This is a genomic window from Stenotrophomonas geniculata, assembly GCF_034508895.1.
Taxonomy (GTDB): Bacteria; Pseudomonadota; Gammaproteobacteria; order Xanthomonadales; family Xanthomonadaceae; genus Stenotrophomonas; species Stenotrophomonas geniculata.
In genome coordinates this window covers 2,137,035-2,153,647 of the sequence record NZ_CP140571.1, presented here as the reverse complement: position 1 = coordinate 2,153,647, position 16,613 = coordinate 2,137,035, and the positions used below count along the sequence as shown (strand labels likewise).

13 protein-coding genes are annotated in these 16,613 nt (G+C 67.8%); 7 read left to right on the top strand and 6 right to left on the bottom strand.

The features are described from left to right. Positions 1-131 precede the first annotated feature (131 nt). Together RI032_RS09985 and RI032_RS09980 are read right to left on the bottom strand one after the other, a co-directional pair. Positions 132-1,457: a chloride channel protein gene (locus RI032_RS09985; RefSeq protein WP_322548214.1), complete on the bottom strand. Its 1,326-nt coding sequence runs from the start codon at positions 1,455-1,457 to the stop codon at positions 132-134. 142 nt (positions 1,458-1,599) lie between these two features. Beyond that, on the bottom strand, positions 1,600-1,917 hold the full coding sequence (locus RI032_RS09980) for a hypothetical protein (RefSeq protein ID WP_109814779.1): 318 nt from the start codon (positions 1,915-1,917) through the stop codon (positions 1,600-1,602). Positions 1,918-2,215: 298 nt separating this feature from the next. Between RI032_RS09980 and bioB the strand changes: the two genes are divergently transcribed. The 5 genes from bioB to bioC all read left to right on the top strand — a co-directional run bounded on the left by bioB (position 2,216) and on the right by bioC (position 7,053). Continuing rightward, on the top strand, positions 2,216-3,259 hold the full coding sequence (gene bioB / locus RI032_RS09975; protein WP_049412416.1) for a biotin synthase BioB: 1,044 nt from the start codon (positions 2,216-2,218) through the stop codon (positions 3,257-3,259). Positions 3,260-3,326: 67 nt separating this feature from the next. Continuing rightward, positions 3,327-4,550 carry an 8-amino-7-oxononanoate synthase gene (bioF, locus tag RI032_RS09970; RefSeq protein ID WP_109814778.1) on the top strand — a complete coding sequence of 408 codons (1,224 nt, stop codon included), beginning with the start codon at positions 3,327-3,329 and terminating at the stop codon, positions 4,548-4,550. Between the two features lie 17 nt (positions 4,551-4,567). Next, on the top strand, positions 4,568-5,347 hold the full coding sequence (gene bioH / locus RI032_RS09965; protein ID WP_010482172.1) for a pimeloyl-ACP methyl ester esterase BioH: 780 nt from the start codon (positions 4,568-4,570) through the stop codon (positions 5,345-5,347). A 29-nt stretch (positions 5,348-5,376) separates the two neighbouring features. Next, positions 5,377-6,156 (top strand): SDR family oxidoreductase, encoded by a 780-nt coding sequence (locus RI032_RS09960; RefSeq protein WP_010482173.1) that lies wholly within the window; start codon positions 5,377-5,379, stop codon positions 6,154-6,156. A gap of 12 nt (positions 6,157-6,168) precedes the next feature. Then, a complete protein-coding gene (gene bioC, locus RI032_RS09955) occupies positions 6,169-7,053 on the top strand; it encodes a malonyl-ACP O-methyltransferase BioC (RefSeq protein WP_322548213.1) in 885 nt (294 codons plus the stop codon). A 164-nt stretch (positions 7,054-7,217) separates the two neighbouring features. On the opposite strand, the gene RI032_RS09950 is transcribed toward bioC, so the two are convergent. Both RI032_RS09950 and RI032_RS09945 read right to left on the bottom strand, forming a co-directional pair. After that, complete coding sequence (locus RI032_RS09950) at positions 7,218-7,862, bottom strand: YdcF family protein (RefSeq protein ID WP_049480113.1); 645 nt, start codon at positions 7,860-7,862, stop codon at positions 7,218-7,220. Next, positions 7,847-8,809: a pyridoxal-phosphate dependent enzyme gene (locus RI032_RS09945; protein ID WP_322548212.1), complete on the bottom strand. Its 963-nt coding sequence runs from the start codon at positions 8,807-8,809 to the stop codon at positions 7,847-7,849. The genes RI032_RS09950 and RI032_RS09945 overlap by 16 nt, the downstream gene beginning before the upstream one ends. A 159-nt stretch (positions 8,810-8,968) precedes the next feature. On the opposite strand from RI032_RS09945, the gene RI032_RS09940 reads away from it, so the two are divergent. After that, the gene (locus tag RI032_RS09940) at positions 8,969-9,454 is read left to right on the top strand and encodes a hypothetical protein (protein ID WP_019337023.1); all 486 of its coding nucleotides are present in this window, start codon (positions 8,969-8,971) and stop codon (positions 9,452-9,454) included. A gap of 547 nt (positions 9,455-10,001) precedes the next feature. Further along, positions 10,002-11,891, top strand: coding sequence for a tRNA uridine-5-carboxymethylaminomethyl(34) synthesis enzyme MnmG (mnmG, locus tag RI032_RS09935; RefSeq protein ID WP_134958957.1), 1,890 nt, complete (start codon positions 10,002-10,004; stop codon positions 11,889-11,891). Positions 11,892-12,041: 150 nt separating this feature from the next. Here mnmG and smeC read toward each other — a convergent pair whose 3' ends face one another. Together smeC and smeB are read right to left on the bottom strand one after the other, a co-directional pair. After that, positions 12,042-13,457, bottom strand: coding sequence for a multidrug efflux transporter outer membrane subunit SmeC (gene smeC / locus RI032_RS09930; protein ID WP_322548211.1), 1,416 nt, complete (start codon positions 13,455-13,457; stop codon positions 12,042-12,044). Beyond that, entirely contained in the window at positions 13,454-16,603 is a 3,150-nt protein-coding gene (gene smeB, locus RI032_RS09925) for a multidrug efflux RND transporter permease subunit SmeB (RefSeq protein WP_197602198.1), read from the bottom strand. The genes smeC and smeB overlap by 4 nt, the downstream gene beginning before the upstream one ends. Positions 16,604-16,613: the final 10 nt, after the last annotated feature.

The following is a 16,613-nucleotide window of genomic DNA, read 5'->3' as shown; positions in this document are numbered from 1 at the left end:
GGTCCGGGTACAGCCCCGGTGTCGACGCATCTTCAGCGGCGCACCCGGCATCGGGTAGACGGTGCAACGGGGAATCAGCTTCACTGCAAAAGTGAAGATTTCGACCTGATTGATCCTGTTGATCAAGGTAATCAGTGATGCCTATCCGCTGGCTCTGCTTTCGGCACCATCAACAACTCCGCCAACCCACGGTAGATCGGCACCCGGCAGACCAGCCCGGACACGCCACGCGCGATCAGCACCGTGGCCAGGATCGGCAGCAGCAGATCACCACTGTCGGTCAGCTCCAGCGAGATCACCGCCGAAGTCAGTGGCGCCTGAGTGACGCCGGTGAGGTACGCACACATGCCCAGCAGCACGAACGCGCGCGGGTCCACGCCGGGCATCAGCACCGCCAGGTTGTGCCCCAGTCCCGCACCGACCGCCAGCGCGGGCGAGAACAAGCCTCCGGGAATACCGGCCACGTACGATGCGAGGTTGGCCAGCAGCTTCATCAACCCGAACTCGTGGCCGACCACCGCCTGCCCCTGCACCAGGCTGCGCGCCTGCTCATAGCCGGTGCCGAACGCGCCTTCACCGAAGACCAGGGCGAGCAGTACCACCACCAGGCCGCAGCCTGCGGCCAACAGAACCGGATGCCGCTGCCGCAGTTGCCCGAGCCAGCGCGGGCGGCCCGCCGCACTGGCCAGCACCGCACGCGCGAACAGGCCGCCCAGCAGGCCCGCCACCACGCCGCACAGCAGGATTGCCAGCCAGCCCTGGCCGAGCGGCAGGCGTGCGCTCACATGGCCGAAATAGGTGTAGTTGCCCAGCAGGCCCAGCGACACCACGCCACCGACGATCACCGCGGTCAGCAGGGTGCCTGAGAAGCGATGCTCGAAACGACCGCTGAGCTCCTCGATGGCGAAAACGATGCCGGCCAGCGGCGTGTTGAACGCCGCCGCGATACCCGCCGCACCTCCGGCCAGCAGGAAGTGCGAGAGCTCGCGGGGATCCTTGAAACTGAACCAGCGGCCGAACAGGTACATCAAGCTGGCGCCTACGTGCACAGTCGGGCCCTCGCGGCCCACCGAGGCGCCACCCAGCAGTGACAGCGAGGTCAGCAGCAGCTTGCCGGCCGAAACCGCGGGTGAAAGGTTGGTCTTCCGGAACGGCTCATCGGCCTTGTCCAACGCGGCGATGACCTGCGGAATGCCGCTGCCGCGCGTGGGCTTGAGCACACCGGCGGTCAACCAGGCCAGCAGCGCGAAGATGCCCGGCGTCAGCAGCAGGGCCCACCACGGCGAGTGCGACGTGATGCGCTGGAACAGATGGAACGCCGCGTCGCTGGCCTTGGCGAACAGGATCGCCACCAGCGCCACGGCCACGGCGCCGCCCCAGAGCGCGGCGCGGCGGCGCCAGGCTTCGCTGAGAACTAGCGCGGTGATGCGGCCGCGGAGGCGATGGAGATCGGTCATGAGTCAAAGTCTGCGCGCCAGCGCTTTGATTAGACAGCGGCCACTGTGGCCGAAGGCCTTGCAGGATGCGGTGAAATGCACGTATGCCGCCAGAAGAGCGTCCTGAACTCGGGCAGATGCAGCGATCTGCGAGATCTGATGCTCAGATCACCAAACGATGGAGAATGTGGGTCAGCGTCAGCTGAGAACAACCTTGGTTCGGCAACACACCATCCTCTCCCGGCGTGCCCACCTCGAATCCTTCCTCAACGTCCTCGTAGTACAGCAACCCGTCGGGCAGTTGTGCGACCGCCCAGACCCACTCAATCATGCCCAGCCTGTGCAACCGAACCGCATGGAATGGCACGCGCAGGGATTCGAAGGTGGCTCGTTGGACAGGTGAGCAATCCTGCAACTGCCGTGCGACCAGGGTTTCCAGTTCTTCCCGGGTGATCGGCTGCCAGTTGTCCGGATTGTCCATTGCAGCGCTGCCCGATTGAACGTGTGTGCTTGAGGTTACGTCCAACGCGCTGCGCGGGTCGATCCTGACGATGTTCGGGCCAAGCTCACCGCGCAGGCTGCCCCCGCTCCCGGCCCGAGGACGTGGTTCGCCGCGGCAGCAGCGATGCCCGCAATCGATGCAGCGCCATGGCCATCGCTTGTATGGGATTCCATTCCAGTCACGGCAAAGTAAACCAAAACATCAAACTAAAAGTTGACAGCCCGTACCCCCCCACCCACACTGCCGCCCTCGCTCCACTCGTACCCAAGGTCCCGCCATGGCTGCTGCCATCCGCCACGACTGGCAACACGACGAACTGCAGGCGCTGTTCGATCTGCCGTTCCCCGAGCTGCTGTTTCGCGCCGCAGCGGTCCATCGCGAGCACTTCGACCCGTCGCAGGTGCAGGTGTCCACGCTGCTGTCGGTGAAGACCGGCGGCTGCCCGGAAGACTGCGCGTACTGCCCGCAGGCGCAGCGCTACAGCACCGGGGTGAACGCGCAGAAGCTGATGGAGACCGACGCGGTGCTGGCCAAGGCACGCCAGGCCAAGGCCGCCGGTGCATCGCGCTTCTGCATGGGTGCCGCATGGCGTTCGCCGAAGGATCGAGACATTCCGAAGGTCGCGGCGATGATCGCCGGGGTGAAGGCACTGGGTCTGGAGACCTGCGCCACGCTGGGCATGCTCAGCGGCGAGCAGGCGCGTGCGCTGAAGGACGCCGGCCTGGACTACTACAACCACAACCTCGACACCGCGCCGGACTACTACGATTCGATCATCCACACGCGCCAGTACCAGGACCGCCTGGATACGCTGGAACACGTGCGCGATGCCGGCCTGAAGACCTGCTGCGGCGGCATCGTCGGCATGGGCGAGACGCGCGCGCAGCGCGTCGGCCTGCTGCTGGCGCTGGCCACGCTGCCGGCGCATCCGGATTCGGTGCCGATCAACAAGCTGGTGCAGGTGGCGGGTACGCCGCTGCATGGCAGCGCCGAACTGGACCCATTCGAGTTCGTGCGCATGATCGCGGTGGCCCGCATCGCCATGCCGCGCTCGATGGTGCGGCTGTCGGCCGGGCGCGAGGCGATGAGTGACGAACTGCAGGCGCTGTGTTTCCTGGCCGGCGCCAACTCCATCTTCTACGGCGACAAGCTGCTGACCACCGGCAACCCGGAAAGCGAGCGCGACCTGGCCCTGTTCGCTCGGCTGGGGTTGCAGCCGATGGCGGTGCAGGTGGATGCCGAAGGCCACGACCACGGCGGTACCGTGCACGCCGATATCAGTGCCGATACGCCCGGCTGTGGCTGCGCTCACGCGGCCTGAGACGGGCCGCAAGCAGGCGCCGCGGCAACGCGCTACCCTAGCCGCCCCGTCGACGCATTCAGCCACCATGGCCCGCCCCGACCTGACCGCCCGCCTCCACGCCCAGCGCGCTCTGCGCGATGCCCAAGGCCGTCGCCGCCCGCGACGCACGGTCACCCGTCGTGATGGCGTGCGCCTGGAAGTGGACGGCCAGTGGCTGACCGGCTTCTGCAGCAACGACTACCTGGGCCTGGCCCAGCAGTTCAGCGTGGTCAACGCGCTGCAGGACGCCGCCGCACGCGAAGGCGCTGGCGCCGGTGCCTCGCACCTGGTCTGCGGCCATCATGCCTTGCATGAGGCGCTGGAACGCGAGGTGGCCGAGTGGCTTGGCTATCCACGTGCGCTGCTGTTCGGCAGTGGCTTCGCCGCCAATCTGGCGGTGCAGCAGGCACTGCTGAGCGAAGAGAACGACGTGTGCGTGCAGGACAAGCTCAACCACGCCAGCCTGCTCGATGCGACCCGGTTGGCCGGTGCACGTCTGCGCCGCTATCCGCACCTGGATCCGGAAGGCGCAATGCGTCAGCTCAAGCACGCGCCCGATGGCGCGGCCATGCTGGCCACCGATGGTGTCTTCAGCATGGATGGCGACATCGCACCGCTGCGTGCATTGTCGCTTGTGGCACGCCTGCAGCAGGCGCTGTTCTATGTGGATGATGCGCACGGTGTCGGCGTGGTCGGTGATGGCCGTGGTGCCGTGGCCGCCGCCGGGCTGGGCGTGGACGACGTACCGCTGCAGCTGGTCACACTGGGCAAGGCACTGGGCGGTTCCGGTGCGCTGGTGCTGGGCCGCGACGACCTGATCGAGCATCTGGCCGAAACCGCGCGCCCGTACATCTACACCACTGCCGTGCCACCGGCGATGGCCGCTGCTGCGCTTGAAGCAGTGCGCCTGGCGCGCCGCGACCACTGGCGTCGCACAAAGCTGACCGACCTGATCGCGCTGTTCCGCACTGAAGCGCGTCGCCATGGCCTGGACCTGATGGCTTCGGAAACACCGATCCAGCCGCTGCTGTTCGGCGATGACCGCACCGCCGTGGCGATGTCCACGGCGCTGGAACAGGCCGGCTGGCTGGTCGGTGCAATCCGCCCGCCGACGGTGCCGGAAGGCAAGGCACGCCTGCGCGTGACACTGTCCGCGCTGCATACGCCGGAACAGGTGGGTGGCCTGGTGGAGGCCATCGCCAGCGCGCGCGATCGCGTGACCCTGGCCGTGCGTGAAGCCGCGCCACCGCCGCTGCCCGCTTTTGCCTGAGTTCCGTGTCGTTGCCCATGCATATTGACGTCACCGGCCGTGGGCCGGACCTGGTACTGATCCACGGCTGGGCCCTGCAGGGCGGTGTATTCGCGCCGCTGGTGCAGCGCCTGGCAGACCAGTTCACCCTGCACCTGGTCGACCTGCCCGGCCATGGCCACAGCCGCGACGACACCACGCCGCTGCGCCTGCCGTTCGTGGTCAGTGCCATTGCCGCGGCCACACCCCCGGCGGTGTGGTGCGGCTGGTCGCTGGGCGGCCTGTTCGCACTGCATGCGGCGGCCACGCTGCCGAAGGTCCGCGGTCTCGCGATGATCGCCGCCACGCCGCGTTTCGTGCGTGGCGAGGATTGGCCGCACGCGGTGGAGCCGGCGGTGTTCGAGCAGTTCGGGCGTGAGCTGGCGACCGACTTCGGCGGCACGCTGGAACGCTTCCTCGCGCTGGACGTGATGGGCTCGGCGCATGCCCGCGAGGAACTGCGCACCCTGCGCCAGCGCCTGGTCGAGCGCGGTGCGCCCACCGAACGCGCCCTGCTGGAAGGCCTGCGCCTGCTGGAGAGCACCGACCTGCGCGGGGCACTGCCGACGCTGGGCAAGCCCAGCCTGTGGATCGCCGGCCAGCGCGACCGCCTGGTGTCACCGGTCGCCATGCAGGCCGCTGCGGCGCTGGCCCCGGGTGCGCAGGCGCTGACCATCGCCCACGGCGGCCATGCGCCCTTCCTCGGCCATGCCGACGAAGTGGCCGCCGCCCTGCAACACTTCGTTGCCGGCCTGTCGCCGGCCGATGGCGGACAATGAGCCCCCTCCGAATTCCGCAGGATTGACGCATGGATCTGGGTATCAACGGCCGCTGGGCACTGGTCTGCGGCGCGAGCAAGGGGCTGGGCCTGGGCTGCGCGCGTGCGCTCGTACGCGAGGGCGTGAACGTGGTGATCGTGGCGCGTGGCGAGGCTGCACTGAAGGTCGCCGCCGACGAACTGCGTGCACTGCCCGGTGCCGGTGAGGTGCGCGCCGTCGCCGCCGACGTCACCACCGAGGCCGGCCGCACTGCGGCGCTGGCCGCCTGCCCGCAGGTGGACATCCTGGTCAACAATGCCGGTGGTCCGCCGCCCGGTGATTTCCGCAATTTCGAACGCGACGACTGGATTGCCGCGCTGGACGCCAACATGCTGGCGCCGATCGCACTGATCCGCGCCACCGTCGACGCGATGATCGAGCGCGGCTTCGGCCGCATCGTCAACATCACCTCGTCGGCGGTGAAAGCCCCGATCGACATCCTGGCGTTGTCCAACGGCGCGCGCAGTGGCCTGACCGGTTTCGTCGCCGGCCTGGCGCGCCGCACGGTGGCCCACAACGTCACCATCAACAATCTGCTGCCCGGCCAGTTCGACACCGACCGCCTGCGCGCCAACTTCGCCCACAGTGCGGGCAAGGACGGCGATGCCGGCGAAGTCGCCGAACGCCGCCGCCAGCAGATTCCCGCCGGCCGCTTCGGCACGCCTGACGAATTCGGCGCCGCCTGCGCCTTCCTGTGCAGTGCACAGGCCGGTTACCTCACCGGACAGAACCTGCTGATCGACGGCGGCGCCTACCCCGGTACGTTCTAAGAGACTTTCGCAATGCCGTCCCACTTCGATGCCCGCCATGTCCGCCGCGCGTTCGCGCGTGCCGCCAGCAGCTATGACGCCGCCGCCGCCCTGCAGCGCGAGGTGCAGTCGCGGCTGATCGAATCGCTGGACTACCTGGAGGCACGCAAGCCCGAGGTGATGCTGGACATCGGTGCCGGCACCGGCCACGCCAGCGCGTTGATGAAGAAGCGCTGGCCGAAGGCGCAGGTGATCGCGCTGGACGTGGCGCTGCCGATGCTGGACCAGGCCAAGCGCCAGGCCGGCTGGTGGAAGCCGTTCCAGCGCCTGTGCGGCGACGCCGCCGCATTGCCGTTGGCGGACAACAGCGTGGATGTGATCTTCAGCAACCTGTGCCTGCAGTGGGTGGACGACCTGCCGGCGGTGTTCGCAGGCTTCCGTCGCGTGCTCAAGCCCGGTGGCCTGCTGCTGTGTTCCACCTTCGGCCCGGAAACCCTGATCGAACTCAACGAAGCCTTCGCGGCCGCCGATGACCGCCCGCACGTGAGCCGCTTCGCGCAGATCGCCCAGTTCGGCGACGCGCTGATGATGGCCGGCTTCCGCGACCCGGTGCTGGACCGCGATCTGTTCACCCTGACCTACGACGACCTGCCCTCGTTGATGCGCGAACTGCGCGCGATGGGCGCGACCAACGCGCGGGTAGACCGCCGCCATACCCTGACCGGGCGTGGCCGTTTCGCGGCGGCGGCAGCGGCGTATGAACCGATGCGGCGCGCCGACGGCAAGCTGCCCAGCAGCTGGGAAGTGATCTATGCCCATGCCTGGGCACCGGACCCCGGCGCACCAATCCGCGAAGGCGGGCATGACGTGGCCGCGGTGCCGGTGTCGGCGATTCCGATCCGACGCAAGCAGACCTGATCGAGCGACCGCAGGTCATGCGCCAACCACGGTCGGCGACTACCGATTCATGCACGGAACCCGCTCCGGTAGGTGCCGACCTTGGTCGGCACAGTGCCGGCGGCATCGCGATCTGACAGATTGTGCCGACCAAGGTCGGCACCCACCCAATGCAGGCTTCCGCCTCAGGTATTGGCCGGCGAACTCAGCGGCGGGCGCACCAGGTCGCGGTGGAAGAAGTAGATCTCCTGCACCAGGAAGCGCCAGCTGGTGTGGAAGCTGCGGAAGCGCGTGCTGGGCGTGGACGAGGCCAGCGCATCGATGCCCAGTGCCTTGCTCAGTCGCAGCGCGCGCGCCATGTGCAGCGGGTCGCTGACGATGATCACCCGGTGCAGGTCGCGCTGGTCCATCAGTCGCTTGGCTTCGACCAGGTTCTGCACGGTGTTGCGCGAAGCGGTCTCGATCAGGATCGCATCGTCCGGCACGCCATGCTTGAGCGCATAACGCCGCGCCACCTGCGATTCGGAGAAGCGCGCACCGGTGCCGCCATAGCCGCCGGTGAAGATCAGCAGCGGCGCGTACTGGGCCTCGTACAGGTCCAGTCCATGCCGGATACGTTCTTCGAACACCGGAGATGGCTTGGCGTCATAGGCGGCCGCACCCAGCACGATGATGGCATCGGCCTTGGCGGCCTGGTCGCGCTCGCCGACCCAGACGATCCAGGCAGTCACACCCAGCAGCCAGATCACCAGCAGGACAAACAGCCGCCACAGCCAGCCCAGCAAGCCGGTGCGAGGCCGATGCCGGTCGCGGCTCATGGCGCCCCCCAGCGCAACGCGGGCAGGTCGACGTTGCCGCCGGACAGCACCAGGCCCACGCGCAGGCCGGCAAAACGTTGCGGCTGTGCCAGCACCGCGGCCAGTACGGTGGCCGAGGATGGCTCGACCACCTGCTTGAGCACCTCCCACAGCAGGCGCATTGCGGCCGTGGTCGCAATGTCATCGACCACGATTACCTCGGCACCGGCCGCGCGCAGCAGTTCGAAATTCGGCGCGCCGATCAGGGTACGCAGTCCATCGCAGATCGTGTCCGGGGTGAACGCGCCCTGCCGCTCGCCAGCGGCCAGCGAGCGCGCGGTATCGTCGGCTCCGGCTGGCTCGGCCAGCACCAGGCGGGTCTGCGGGCTGGCGTGCTGCAGCGCCAGCGCGGTACCGCTGGCCAGGCCACCGCCGCCCACCGGCACCACCAGCACATCGAACGGGCCGTCGCTGTGCAGCAGTTCCAGGGCCGCAGTGCCCTGCCCGGCCATCACCGCCGGGTCCGTATACGGATGGACCAGGGTCGCGCCGGTATCGGCCTGCACCCTGGCACAGGTGGCCTCGCGGTCGGCGATGGTCGGCGGACAGCGCCAGAGCGTGGCGCCGTGGCGGGCGATGTTCGCCAGCTTGGCGGCCACCGCCCCTTCCGGCACCACCACATGGCAGGGGATGCCCCGGGTGCGTGCGGCCAGGGCCAACGCGGCACCGTGGTTGCCGGAGGAATGGGTCACCACGCCAGCACTGGCGCGATCGGCCTCCAGCGACCACACCGCATTGCAGGCACCACGGAACTTGAATGCGCCACCGCGCTGCAGGTGCTCGGCCTTGAACGCCAGCTGTGCGCCGGCCAGCGCATCGAGCGTGCGCGAGCGCAGCACCGGCGTCACGCTGGCGTGCGGGGCGATCCTCGCTGCAGCAAGCAGGACGTCATCGGCGCGGGGCAACAGTGAATCGCTCATGACGCAAGATTAACGTATGGCTTCGCGCTGGCGACCGGGACACAGGTCATGCCAGCATGCAGCCCTACGCCTCCATTCATCCTGGCCGGCGGAATTAAGGGCCGATTCAACGCTGGCGCCCGAAGCTGACTGCACACCCGTCCTCTGGGGGGACCCACCATGAAAATGCGCCTGATGCTTGCCGGTGGCCTGCTGCTGGCCCTGACCGGCTGCACCACCTACGACTATGTCGGCGGCGGCCGCAGCGGCAGCTACTACCACGGTGCGCCGTCGGTGGAGTACCGCTACCCGGCCGGCTATCCCTACAACTACGGCCCCTACTACGGTGGCTATGGCGGCTACTACGGCGGCTACGGCAATCCGTATTACTCGCGCCCGATCTACCGCCCGCCGCACAACCATCGCCCGCCGCCGCGCCCGGGCAATGGTGGCGAGCACCGTCCGCCGCCGCCGTCGCGACCGTCGTACAACGGTGGTTCGCCGTGGCGGAACATGGACTCCATGCGCCGCCCGCCGCAGTCGAACGCGCAGCCGTCGGCGCCCCCGCCGCAGGCCCGTCCGGCACCGGCACCGAGTGCGCCGAGGATGAACGGTTCCCCCTGGCGCAACATGGATCGTGCGACGCAGCGCACAGTTGAGCGCTGAACCGTCTTGCATTTCACACGGTCTAAGCCGCACTCTACGCGGACAGTGACGGCCCGCGTCACAAAGTGACAAAAACGACACGGGCCGCCGCAAAAAGCTCTACGTCGATATCCGACAGGAACATCTGGATCCCCCCTGTTCCGGCCCTGTCGGATGTCGGCACCTCTGAAGGCAGACGGCCCCGCAATGCGGGGCCGTTTGTTTTGTCAGGTCGCCAACCGGCGAAAGCCCAGCTTCAGTAGATCCACGCCATGCGTGGATGGCGCCTTCCCGACAGCCCCAAAAAAACAGGGCCGGACAGTCCCCCGACTGCCGGCCCTCTGCTCCCCCACCGTGCGCCTGTACCGGCCCCTGTTCCAATTCCGGTCACGGGCGCCTACGGCGCCAGCCACGATGGGTGCTATTGGGTTATCTGCAAAAATCCTGCCAACTTTAGGGCCGATTTCGCCGCCAACTGGCCGGCGCCGGCGTCCGCACCCCGAATGGCGCTAAAATCGCCACCCCGGCGGCGCCCCCGGCCGCGCCTGCCCCAAGCTGAACAGCCCCCATGAACCCGTCCTTCCATCGTTACGACGTCATCGTCATCGGCGGTGGCCACGCCGGCACCGAAGCCGCGCTGGCCGCGGCCCGCACCGGCGTGCGCACCCTGTTGCTGACCCACAACATCGAAACGGTGGGCGCGATGAGCTGCAACCCGGCCATCGGCGGCATCGGCAAGGGCCACCTGGTCAAGGAGATCGACGCCCTGGGCGGTGCGATGGCGCATGCCGCCGACCGCGCCGGCATCCAGTGGCGCACGCTCAACGCATCGAAGGGCCCGGCCGTGCGTGCCACCCGTTGCCAGGCCGACCGCAACCTGTACCGCATGGCGATCCGCGCCATCGTCGAAGGCCAAGCCAACCTGACGGTGTTCCAGGCCGCGGTCGATGACCTGGTCATCGAAGGCGATGCCGTGCGTGGGGTCATCACCCAGACCGGCCTGCGCTTCGACGCCGAGGCGGTGGTGCTGACCGCCGGCACCTTCCTGGCCGGCAAGATCCACGTCGGCCCGACCCAGTATGCCGCCGGCCGCATGGGCGACCCGCCGGCCACCACGCTGGCCGCGCGCCTGCGCGAGCGCCCGTTCCAGGTCGACCGCCTGAAGACCGGCACGCCGCCGCGCATCGATGGCCGCTCGCTGGACTACAGCGTGATGGACGAGCAGCCGGGCGACACGCCGCGCCCGGTGATGTCCTTCCTCGGCTCGGTGGACGAGCATCCGCAGCAGGTCAGCTGCTGGATCACCCACACCACCGAGCAGACCCACCAGATCATCCGCGACGCGCTGCACCGCTCGCCGCTGTACAGCGGCCAGATCGAAGGCATCGGCCCGCGCTACTGCCCCTCCATCGAAGACAAGGTGGTGCGCTTCGCCGAGAAGGCCAGCCACCAGATCTTCGTCGAACCCGAAGGCCTGGGCATCGTCGAGATCTACCCCAATGGCATCTCCACCTCGCTGCCGTTCGACGTGCAGCTGGAGATGGTGCGCAGCATCGTCGGTTTCGAAAACGCGCACATCACCCGCCCCGGCTATGCGATCGAGTACGACTTCTTCGACCCGCGCGGGCTGAAAGCCTCGCTGGAAACCAAGCTGGTCAACGGCCTGTTCTTCGCCGGCCAGATCAACGGTACCACCGGTTATGAAGAAGCCGCCGCGCAGGGCCTGCTGGCCGGCCTCAACGCCGCACGCCAGGTGCGCGGGCTGGACGGCTGGTGCCCGCGCCGCGACGAGGCGTACCTGGGCGTGCTGGTGGATGACCTGATCACCCACGGCACCAACGAGCCGTACCGCATGTTCACCAGCCGCGCCGAGTACCGCCTGCAGCTGCGCGAAGACAACGCCGACCAGCGCCTGACCCCGGCCGGCCGCGAGATGGGTCTGGTGGATGACCGCCGCTGGAACGCGTTCGAGACCAAGCAGGCCGCCGTCGCCGCCGAGCGCGCACGCCTGGGTGCACTGTGGGCAACCCCGGCCAATGCGCTGGGCCGCGAAGTGCAGGACACGCTGGGCGTGGCGGTCAGCCGCGAAACCAACGTGCTGGACCTGATCAAGCGCCCGGAGCTGGACTACGCGCAGCTGATGCAGGTGCCGTCGCTGGGCCCGGCGGTAGCCGACGCCAAAGTGGCCGAGCAGGTGGAAATCGGCGTGAAGTACGCCGGCTATCTGGATCGCCAGCGCGAGGAAATCGAGCGCCAGCAGCGGCACGAAGCCACGCCGATCGCTGAAGCCTTCGATTACGCGACGGTGCGCGGGCTGTCGGCCGAAGCACTGCAGAAGCTGGAGCGCGTACGCCCGCAGACCATCGGCCAGGCACAGCGGATTCCCGGCATGACGCCGGCGGCGATCTCGCTGCTGCTGGTGCATCTGGAACGCGCACGCCGCGGCCGCGTGGCGTAAGCGGTCGCACCTGCCTCTGGTGGGTGCCGACCTTGGTCGGCACATGAGTCTGCCTTGGTGGGTGCCGACCTTGGTCGGCACGGAAGCATGGAGTGTCGCGATCTGATGATCCGTGCCGACCAAGGTCGGCACCTACCAGAGCAGTTCGCGTTACCGCGCGTCCGCGCCACCACCCAGCACCTTGAACAAGGTCACCCGGTTGCCCGCCTCCTGCTGCTGCAACGCGATCAGGTCCTGCTGCGCGGCATACAGGTTGCGCTGCGCATCCAACGACTGCAGGTAGCCATCCAGTCCAGTGCGGTAGCGCGCATCGGCCAAGATGTAGTTGCGCTGGCTGTCAGCCACCAGCGCGCGTTGCGCGTCCATCTGCGCGGTCAGGTGATCACGCGTGGCCAGCGCATCGGCCACTTCGCTGAAAGCCTGCTGGATCGCCTTCTCGTACTGCGCGACGCCGATGTCCTTGCCGATCTTCGAGGCATCCAGCGACGCCTTCAGTGCGCCGGCATGGAAGATCGGAGCGGTGATACTGGGCGCGAACGACCAGCCACGGGTACCAGCCGAGAACAGCGTCGACAACGCGGTGGAGCTGTGTCCGTAGTTGGCAGTCAATGTCAGCGTCGGGAAGAACGCGGCGCGCGCGGCGCCTATATCGGCATTGGCCGCCTGCAGCGCGTGTTCGGCGGACAACACGTCCGGGCGCTGCAGCAGCACGCTTGAGGGCAGGTCGGCCGGCAACGGCGCCAGTGCCACGCTGCCCTCCAGCGCCTGCGCGGTCGGCAGCAGGGCCGGATCCAGCGGCGCCCCCACCAACAGCTGCAATGCATCGCGATCCTGCGCCTGCTGCGTCTGCAGCTTGGCCAGCGCGCCGCGCGCGGCTTCCACGCTGGTCTGCACCTGCGACAGGTCCAACCCCGAGGCCAGCCCCTGCGCATGGCGGGCCTCGGTGCGCTGCAGGGTCTGCTGCTGGCTGTCCAGGGTCTGTTGCGTGAATGCCAGCGACTGCCCATCGGCGGCCAGCGCCAGCCACGCCGTCGCCACTTCGGCGACCAGGCTGGTGCGCGCCGCACGCTGGTTCTCGGCACTGGCCAGCCAGTTCTGCAGGGCTTCGCTCTTCAGGCTGCGGATGCGCCCGAACAGGTCCAGCTCCCAGCTGCTGATGCCGACCTGCAGCGCGTCGGACTCGGTCACCTGGGTGGCCCCGGTCTCACTGTTGGCGTCACTGACCCGCGAACGGGTGACGCTGCCGCTGGCATCCACCGACGGCAGCAGCGCCGCACGCTGGATGCGGTACTGCGCCCGCTCCTTCTCCACCTGCAGCACGGCCACGCGCAGGTCGCGGTTGTTCTGCAGCGCCAGCGCGATCACCTGCTGCAGGCGTGGTTCCAGGAACACCTCACGCCATGCCGGCATCGCCAGCGCAGGATCAGCCTCGCCGGTGGCCGCATTGCCGAACTGCACCGGCACCGGTGCCCCGGGCCGCTGGTAATGCGGCGCCATGCCCACGCAGCCACCGAGCACGGTGGTCATCGTCGCGGCCGCCAGGGCGCGCAGCAGCATCGGCTTCATGGGTGTGCCTCCGGGACAGTGGCTTCGGTCGGTGCGCGGCCCGGGAACATGCGGCGAACCAACAGGTAGAACAACGGCACGAAGAACATGCCCAGCACCATCGAGGCGACCGTGCCGCCGGCCACGCCGGTACCCAGCGATCGGCGCGCGGCTGAACCGGCACCGGTGGCGAACACCAGCGGCAGCACGCCCATCAGGAAGGCCAGCGAGGTCATCACGATCGGCCGCAGCCGCAGGTAGACCGCCTGCAGGATCGCCTCGCGGGTGCTCTTGCCCTGCTGTTCGAGGATGCGCGCGAACTCGACGATCAGGATGCCGTTCTTGGCCGCCAGGCCAATCGTGGTCAACAGGCCGACCTGGAAGTACACGTCGTTGTTGAGGCCGCGCAGATTCATCATCAGCACCGCACCGAACACGCCTACCGGCACCGCCAGCATCACCGCGAACGGCACCGCCCAGCTTTCATACAGCGCGGCCAGGCACAGGAACACGAACAGCAGCGAGATGGCGTACAGCATCGGCGCCTGGTTGCCCGACAGCTGTTCCTGGTAGGCCATGTCCGACCACGCGTGGCTGAAGCCTTCCGGCAGCGTATCGGCCAGGCGCGCGATCTCGGCCATCGCCTCGCCGGAGCTGACGCCCGGCGCCGGCTGGCCGGTGATCTCCATCGCCGAGATGCCGTTGTAGCGCTGCAGCGCGGCCGGTGCGCTGGACCAGTGCGCGCTGACCAGCGATGACAGCGGCACCATCTGCCCAGCCTGGTTGCGCACGCTCCAGCGCTCGATGTCCTGCGGCTGCATGCGTGCTTCGGCAGCGCCTTGGATGAACACCTTCTTGATGCGGCCCTTGTAGATGAAGTTGTTGACGAAGTCGCCGCCCAGCGCCGCGTTCAAGGTGTCATTGATGTCCTGCGGATTCACGCCCATCGCCTGCGCCTTGGCGTCGTCCACCTTGACCGCATACACCGGTGCATCTTCCAGGCTGGCATAGCGCACGTTGACCAGCTTCGGATCCTTGGCAGCTTCCTTCAGCAATGTGTTGCGTGCAGCCACGGCGGCGGCATGGCCGGCACCGCCTTCGTCCTGCAGTTCCAGGGTGAATCCGCCCGCATCACCCAGGCCGAGGATGGCCGGCGGCGAGGTGATGAACACCTGCGCATCGGGCACGCTGGCCATGGCCTTGGTCAACCGTGCGGCGATGGTATCGGCATCATCCTTGCGGTCATCCCAGTCCTTCAGGCGGATGAAGGCCTGGCCGACATTCTGGCCGCTGCCGGTCACGCTGAAGCCGGCGGTGGCCTGGATCGACAGCACGCTGTCGTCTTTTACTGCGGCGGCACTGAGGCGATCCATCACAGCACGGGTCTGTTCCAGCGTGGCGCCGGCCGGCAGCTTCACCAGCGCGTTGAGCATGCCCTGGTCCTCGTCGGGCAGGAACGCGCCGGGCAGGTGCCACAGCAGCAGGCCGGTGACCACGCTCAGCACCAGGTAGAACACTACGCCGAGCGTGCGCCGACCGAGGAAGCCATCCACCCGACGACGCAGGCCGTTGGAGGTGCGCTCGAAACGGTGGTTGAACCAGATGAAGAACTTGCCCAGCAGGCTGGGTTCGCCGCCGTGGTCGCCGTGCGGATGGCCGCCCTTGGGAATCTGGTGCAGGATGCTGCCGCACAGCGCCGGGGTGATGGTCATCGCCACCAGCACCGACAGGATCATCGCTGCCGCAATCGTCACCGAGAACTGGCGGTAGATCACGCCGGTGACACCGCTGAAGAACGCCATCGGCAGGAACACTGCGGTCAGCACCAGCACGATACCGACCAGCGCGCCGGTGATCTGGCCCATCGCCTTCAGCGTCGCCGGCTTCGGCGCCAGCCCTTCGAAGGTCATCACCCGTTCCACGTTCTCCACCACCACGATGGCATCGTCCACCAGCAGGCCGATGGCCAATACCAGCGCGAACATGGTCAGCGTGTTGATCGAATAACCGAACGCGGCCAGAACGCCGAACGTGCCCAGCAGCACCACCGGCACTGCGATGGTCGGGATCAGGGTGGCGCGCCAGTTCTGCAGGAACAGGTACATCACCAGCACCACCAGGATGATCGCCTCGATCAGGGTGATCACCACTTCCTTCAGCGAGATGGTCACGAACGGCGTGGTGGTGAACGCCACGTGGGCGGTGTAGCCATGCGGCCAGTACTTCTGCAGCTGCTGAAGCCGTGCATCGATGGCCTTGGACACGGCGATGGCGTTGGCACCGGCATTGAGTTCGATACCCAGCGATGCAGACGGCTTGCCGTTGAAGGTGCTGATGCTGTCGTAGCTCTCCGGGCCCAGGCCGATCTTCGCCACCTCACCCAGATGCACCACGCTGCCGTTGGCATCGGCCTTCAGCACCACCTGCGCGAACTGTTCGGGCGTGTGCAGGCGGCTGCGCGCGGTCACCGTGGCGTCGAGCTGCTGGCCCTTCAGCGCCGGCTGGCCGCCGAGTTCACCGGCCGAGACGTCGGTGTTCTGTGCCTGCAGCGCGGTCTCGATGTCCGACGGCATCAGCGCGTACTGGCGCATCTTCTCCGGGTCCAGCCAGATGCGCATGGCGTACTCCTGGCCGATCGGCTGGATGTTGCCGACACCGCTGACGCGGCTGATCTGGTCATCGATGCGCGCTTCCATGAAGTTGGCGACATCGAAGTTGTCCATGCTGCCGTCTTCGCTGGTGAACGACAGCACCTCGAAGATCGAACCACTGGACTTGGTGATGGTCAGGCCGTTCTGCTGCACCGCCTGCGGCAGCGTGGCCATGGCCGCCTGCAGCTGGTTCTGCACCTGCACCTGCGCGGTGTCCGGATTGGTGCCGGTGGCGAACACCAGGTTGACCTGCGCCGAGCCGTCGGAGGCACTGGTCGAGGTCATGTACATCAGGTGATCGAGGCTCTGCTGCGACTGCTCGATGACCTGGGTGACCGCATTTTCCACGGTCTGCGACGAGGCACCGGTGTAGGTGGCACGGATGGTGATGGTGGGCGGGGCGATCTGCGGGTAGCGGTCCACCGGCAGGATCAGGATCGCAAGCAGGCCGAGCAGGCTGACCGCAATGGCGATCACCCAGGCGAAGATCGGCCGGTCGATGAAGAAACGAACCATGCGCGGCAGG

What these genes read in the sequence shown, in the direction of transcription:
- bioC (WP_322548213.1), top strand. Translation starts at nt 6,169, where the DNA reads ATGCCGTCCCACTTCGATGCCCGCCATGTCCGCCGCGCGTTCGCGCGT.
- bioB (WP_049412416.1), top strand. Translation starts at nt 2,216, where the DNA reads ATGGCTGCTGCCATCCGCCACGACTGGCAACACGACGAACTGCAGGCG.
- smeC (WP_322548211.1), bottom strand. Translation starts at nt 13,457, where the DNA reads ATGAAGCCGATGCTGCTGCGCGCCCTGGCGGCCGCGACGATGACCACC.
- smeB (WP_197602198.1), bottom strand. Translation starts at nt 16,603, where the DNA reads ATGGTTCGTTTCTTCATCGACCGGCCGATCTTCGCCTGGGTGATCGCC.
- RI032_RS09985 (WP_322548214.1), bottom strand. Translation starts at nt 1,457, where the DNA reads ATGACCGATCTCCATCGCCTCCGCGGCCGCATCACCGCGCTAGTTCTC.
- RI032_RS09940 (WP_019337023.1), top strand. Translation starts at nt 8,969, where the DNA reads ATGAAAATGCGCCTGATGCTTGCCGGTGGCCTGCTGCTGGCCCTGACC.
- RI032_RS09980 (WP_109814779.1), bottom strand. Translation starts at nt 1,917, where the DNA reads ATGGACAATCCGGACAACTGGCAGCCGATCACCCGGGAAGAACTGGAA.
- mnmG (WP_134958957.1), top strand. Translation starts at nt 10,002, where the DNA reads ATGAACCCGTCCTTCCATCGTTACGACGTCATCGTCATCGGCGGTGGC.
- bioF (WP_109814778.1), top strand. Translation starts at nt 3,327, where the DNA reads ATGGCCCGCCCCGACCTGACCGCCCGCCTCCACGCCCAGCGCGCTCTG.
- RI032_RS09945 (WP_322548212.1), bottom strand. Translation starts at nt 8,809, where the DNA reads ATGAGCGATTCACTGTTGCCCCGCGCCGATGACGTCCTGCTTGCTGCA.
- RI032_RS09960 (WP_010482173.1), top strand. Translation starts at nt 5,377, where the DNA reads ATGGATCTGGGTATCAACGGCCGCTGGGCACTGGTCTGCGGCGCGAGC.
- bioH (WP_010482172.1), top strand. Translation starts at nt 4,568, where the DNA reads ATGCATATTGACGTCACCGGCCGTGGGCCGGACCTGGTACTGATCCAC.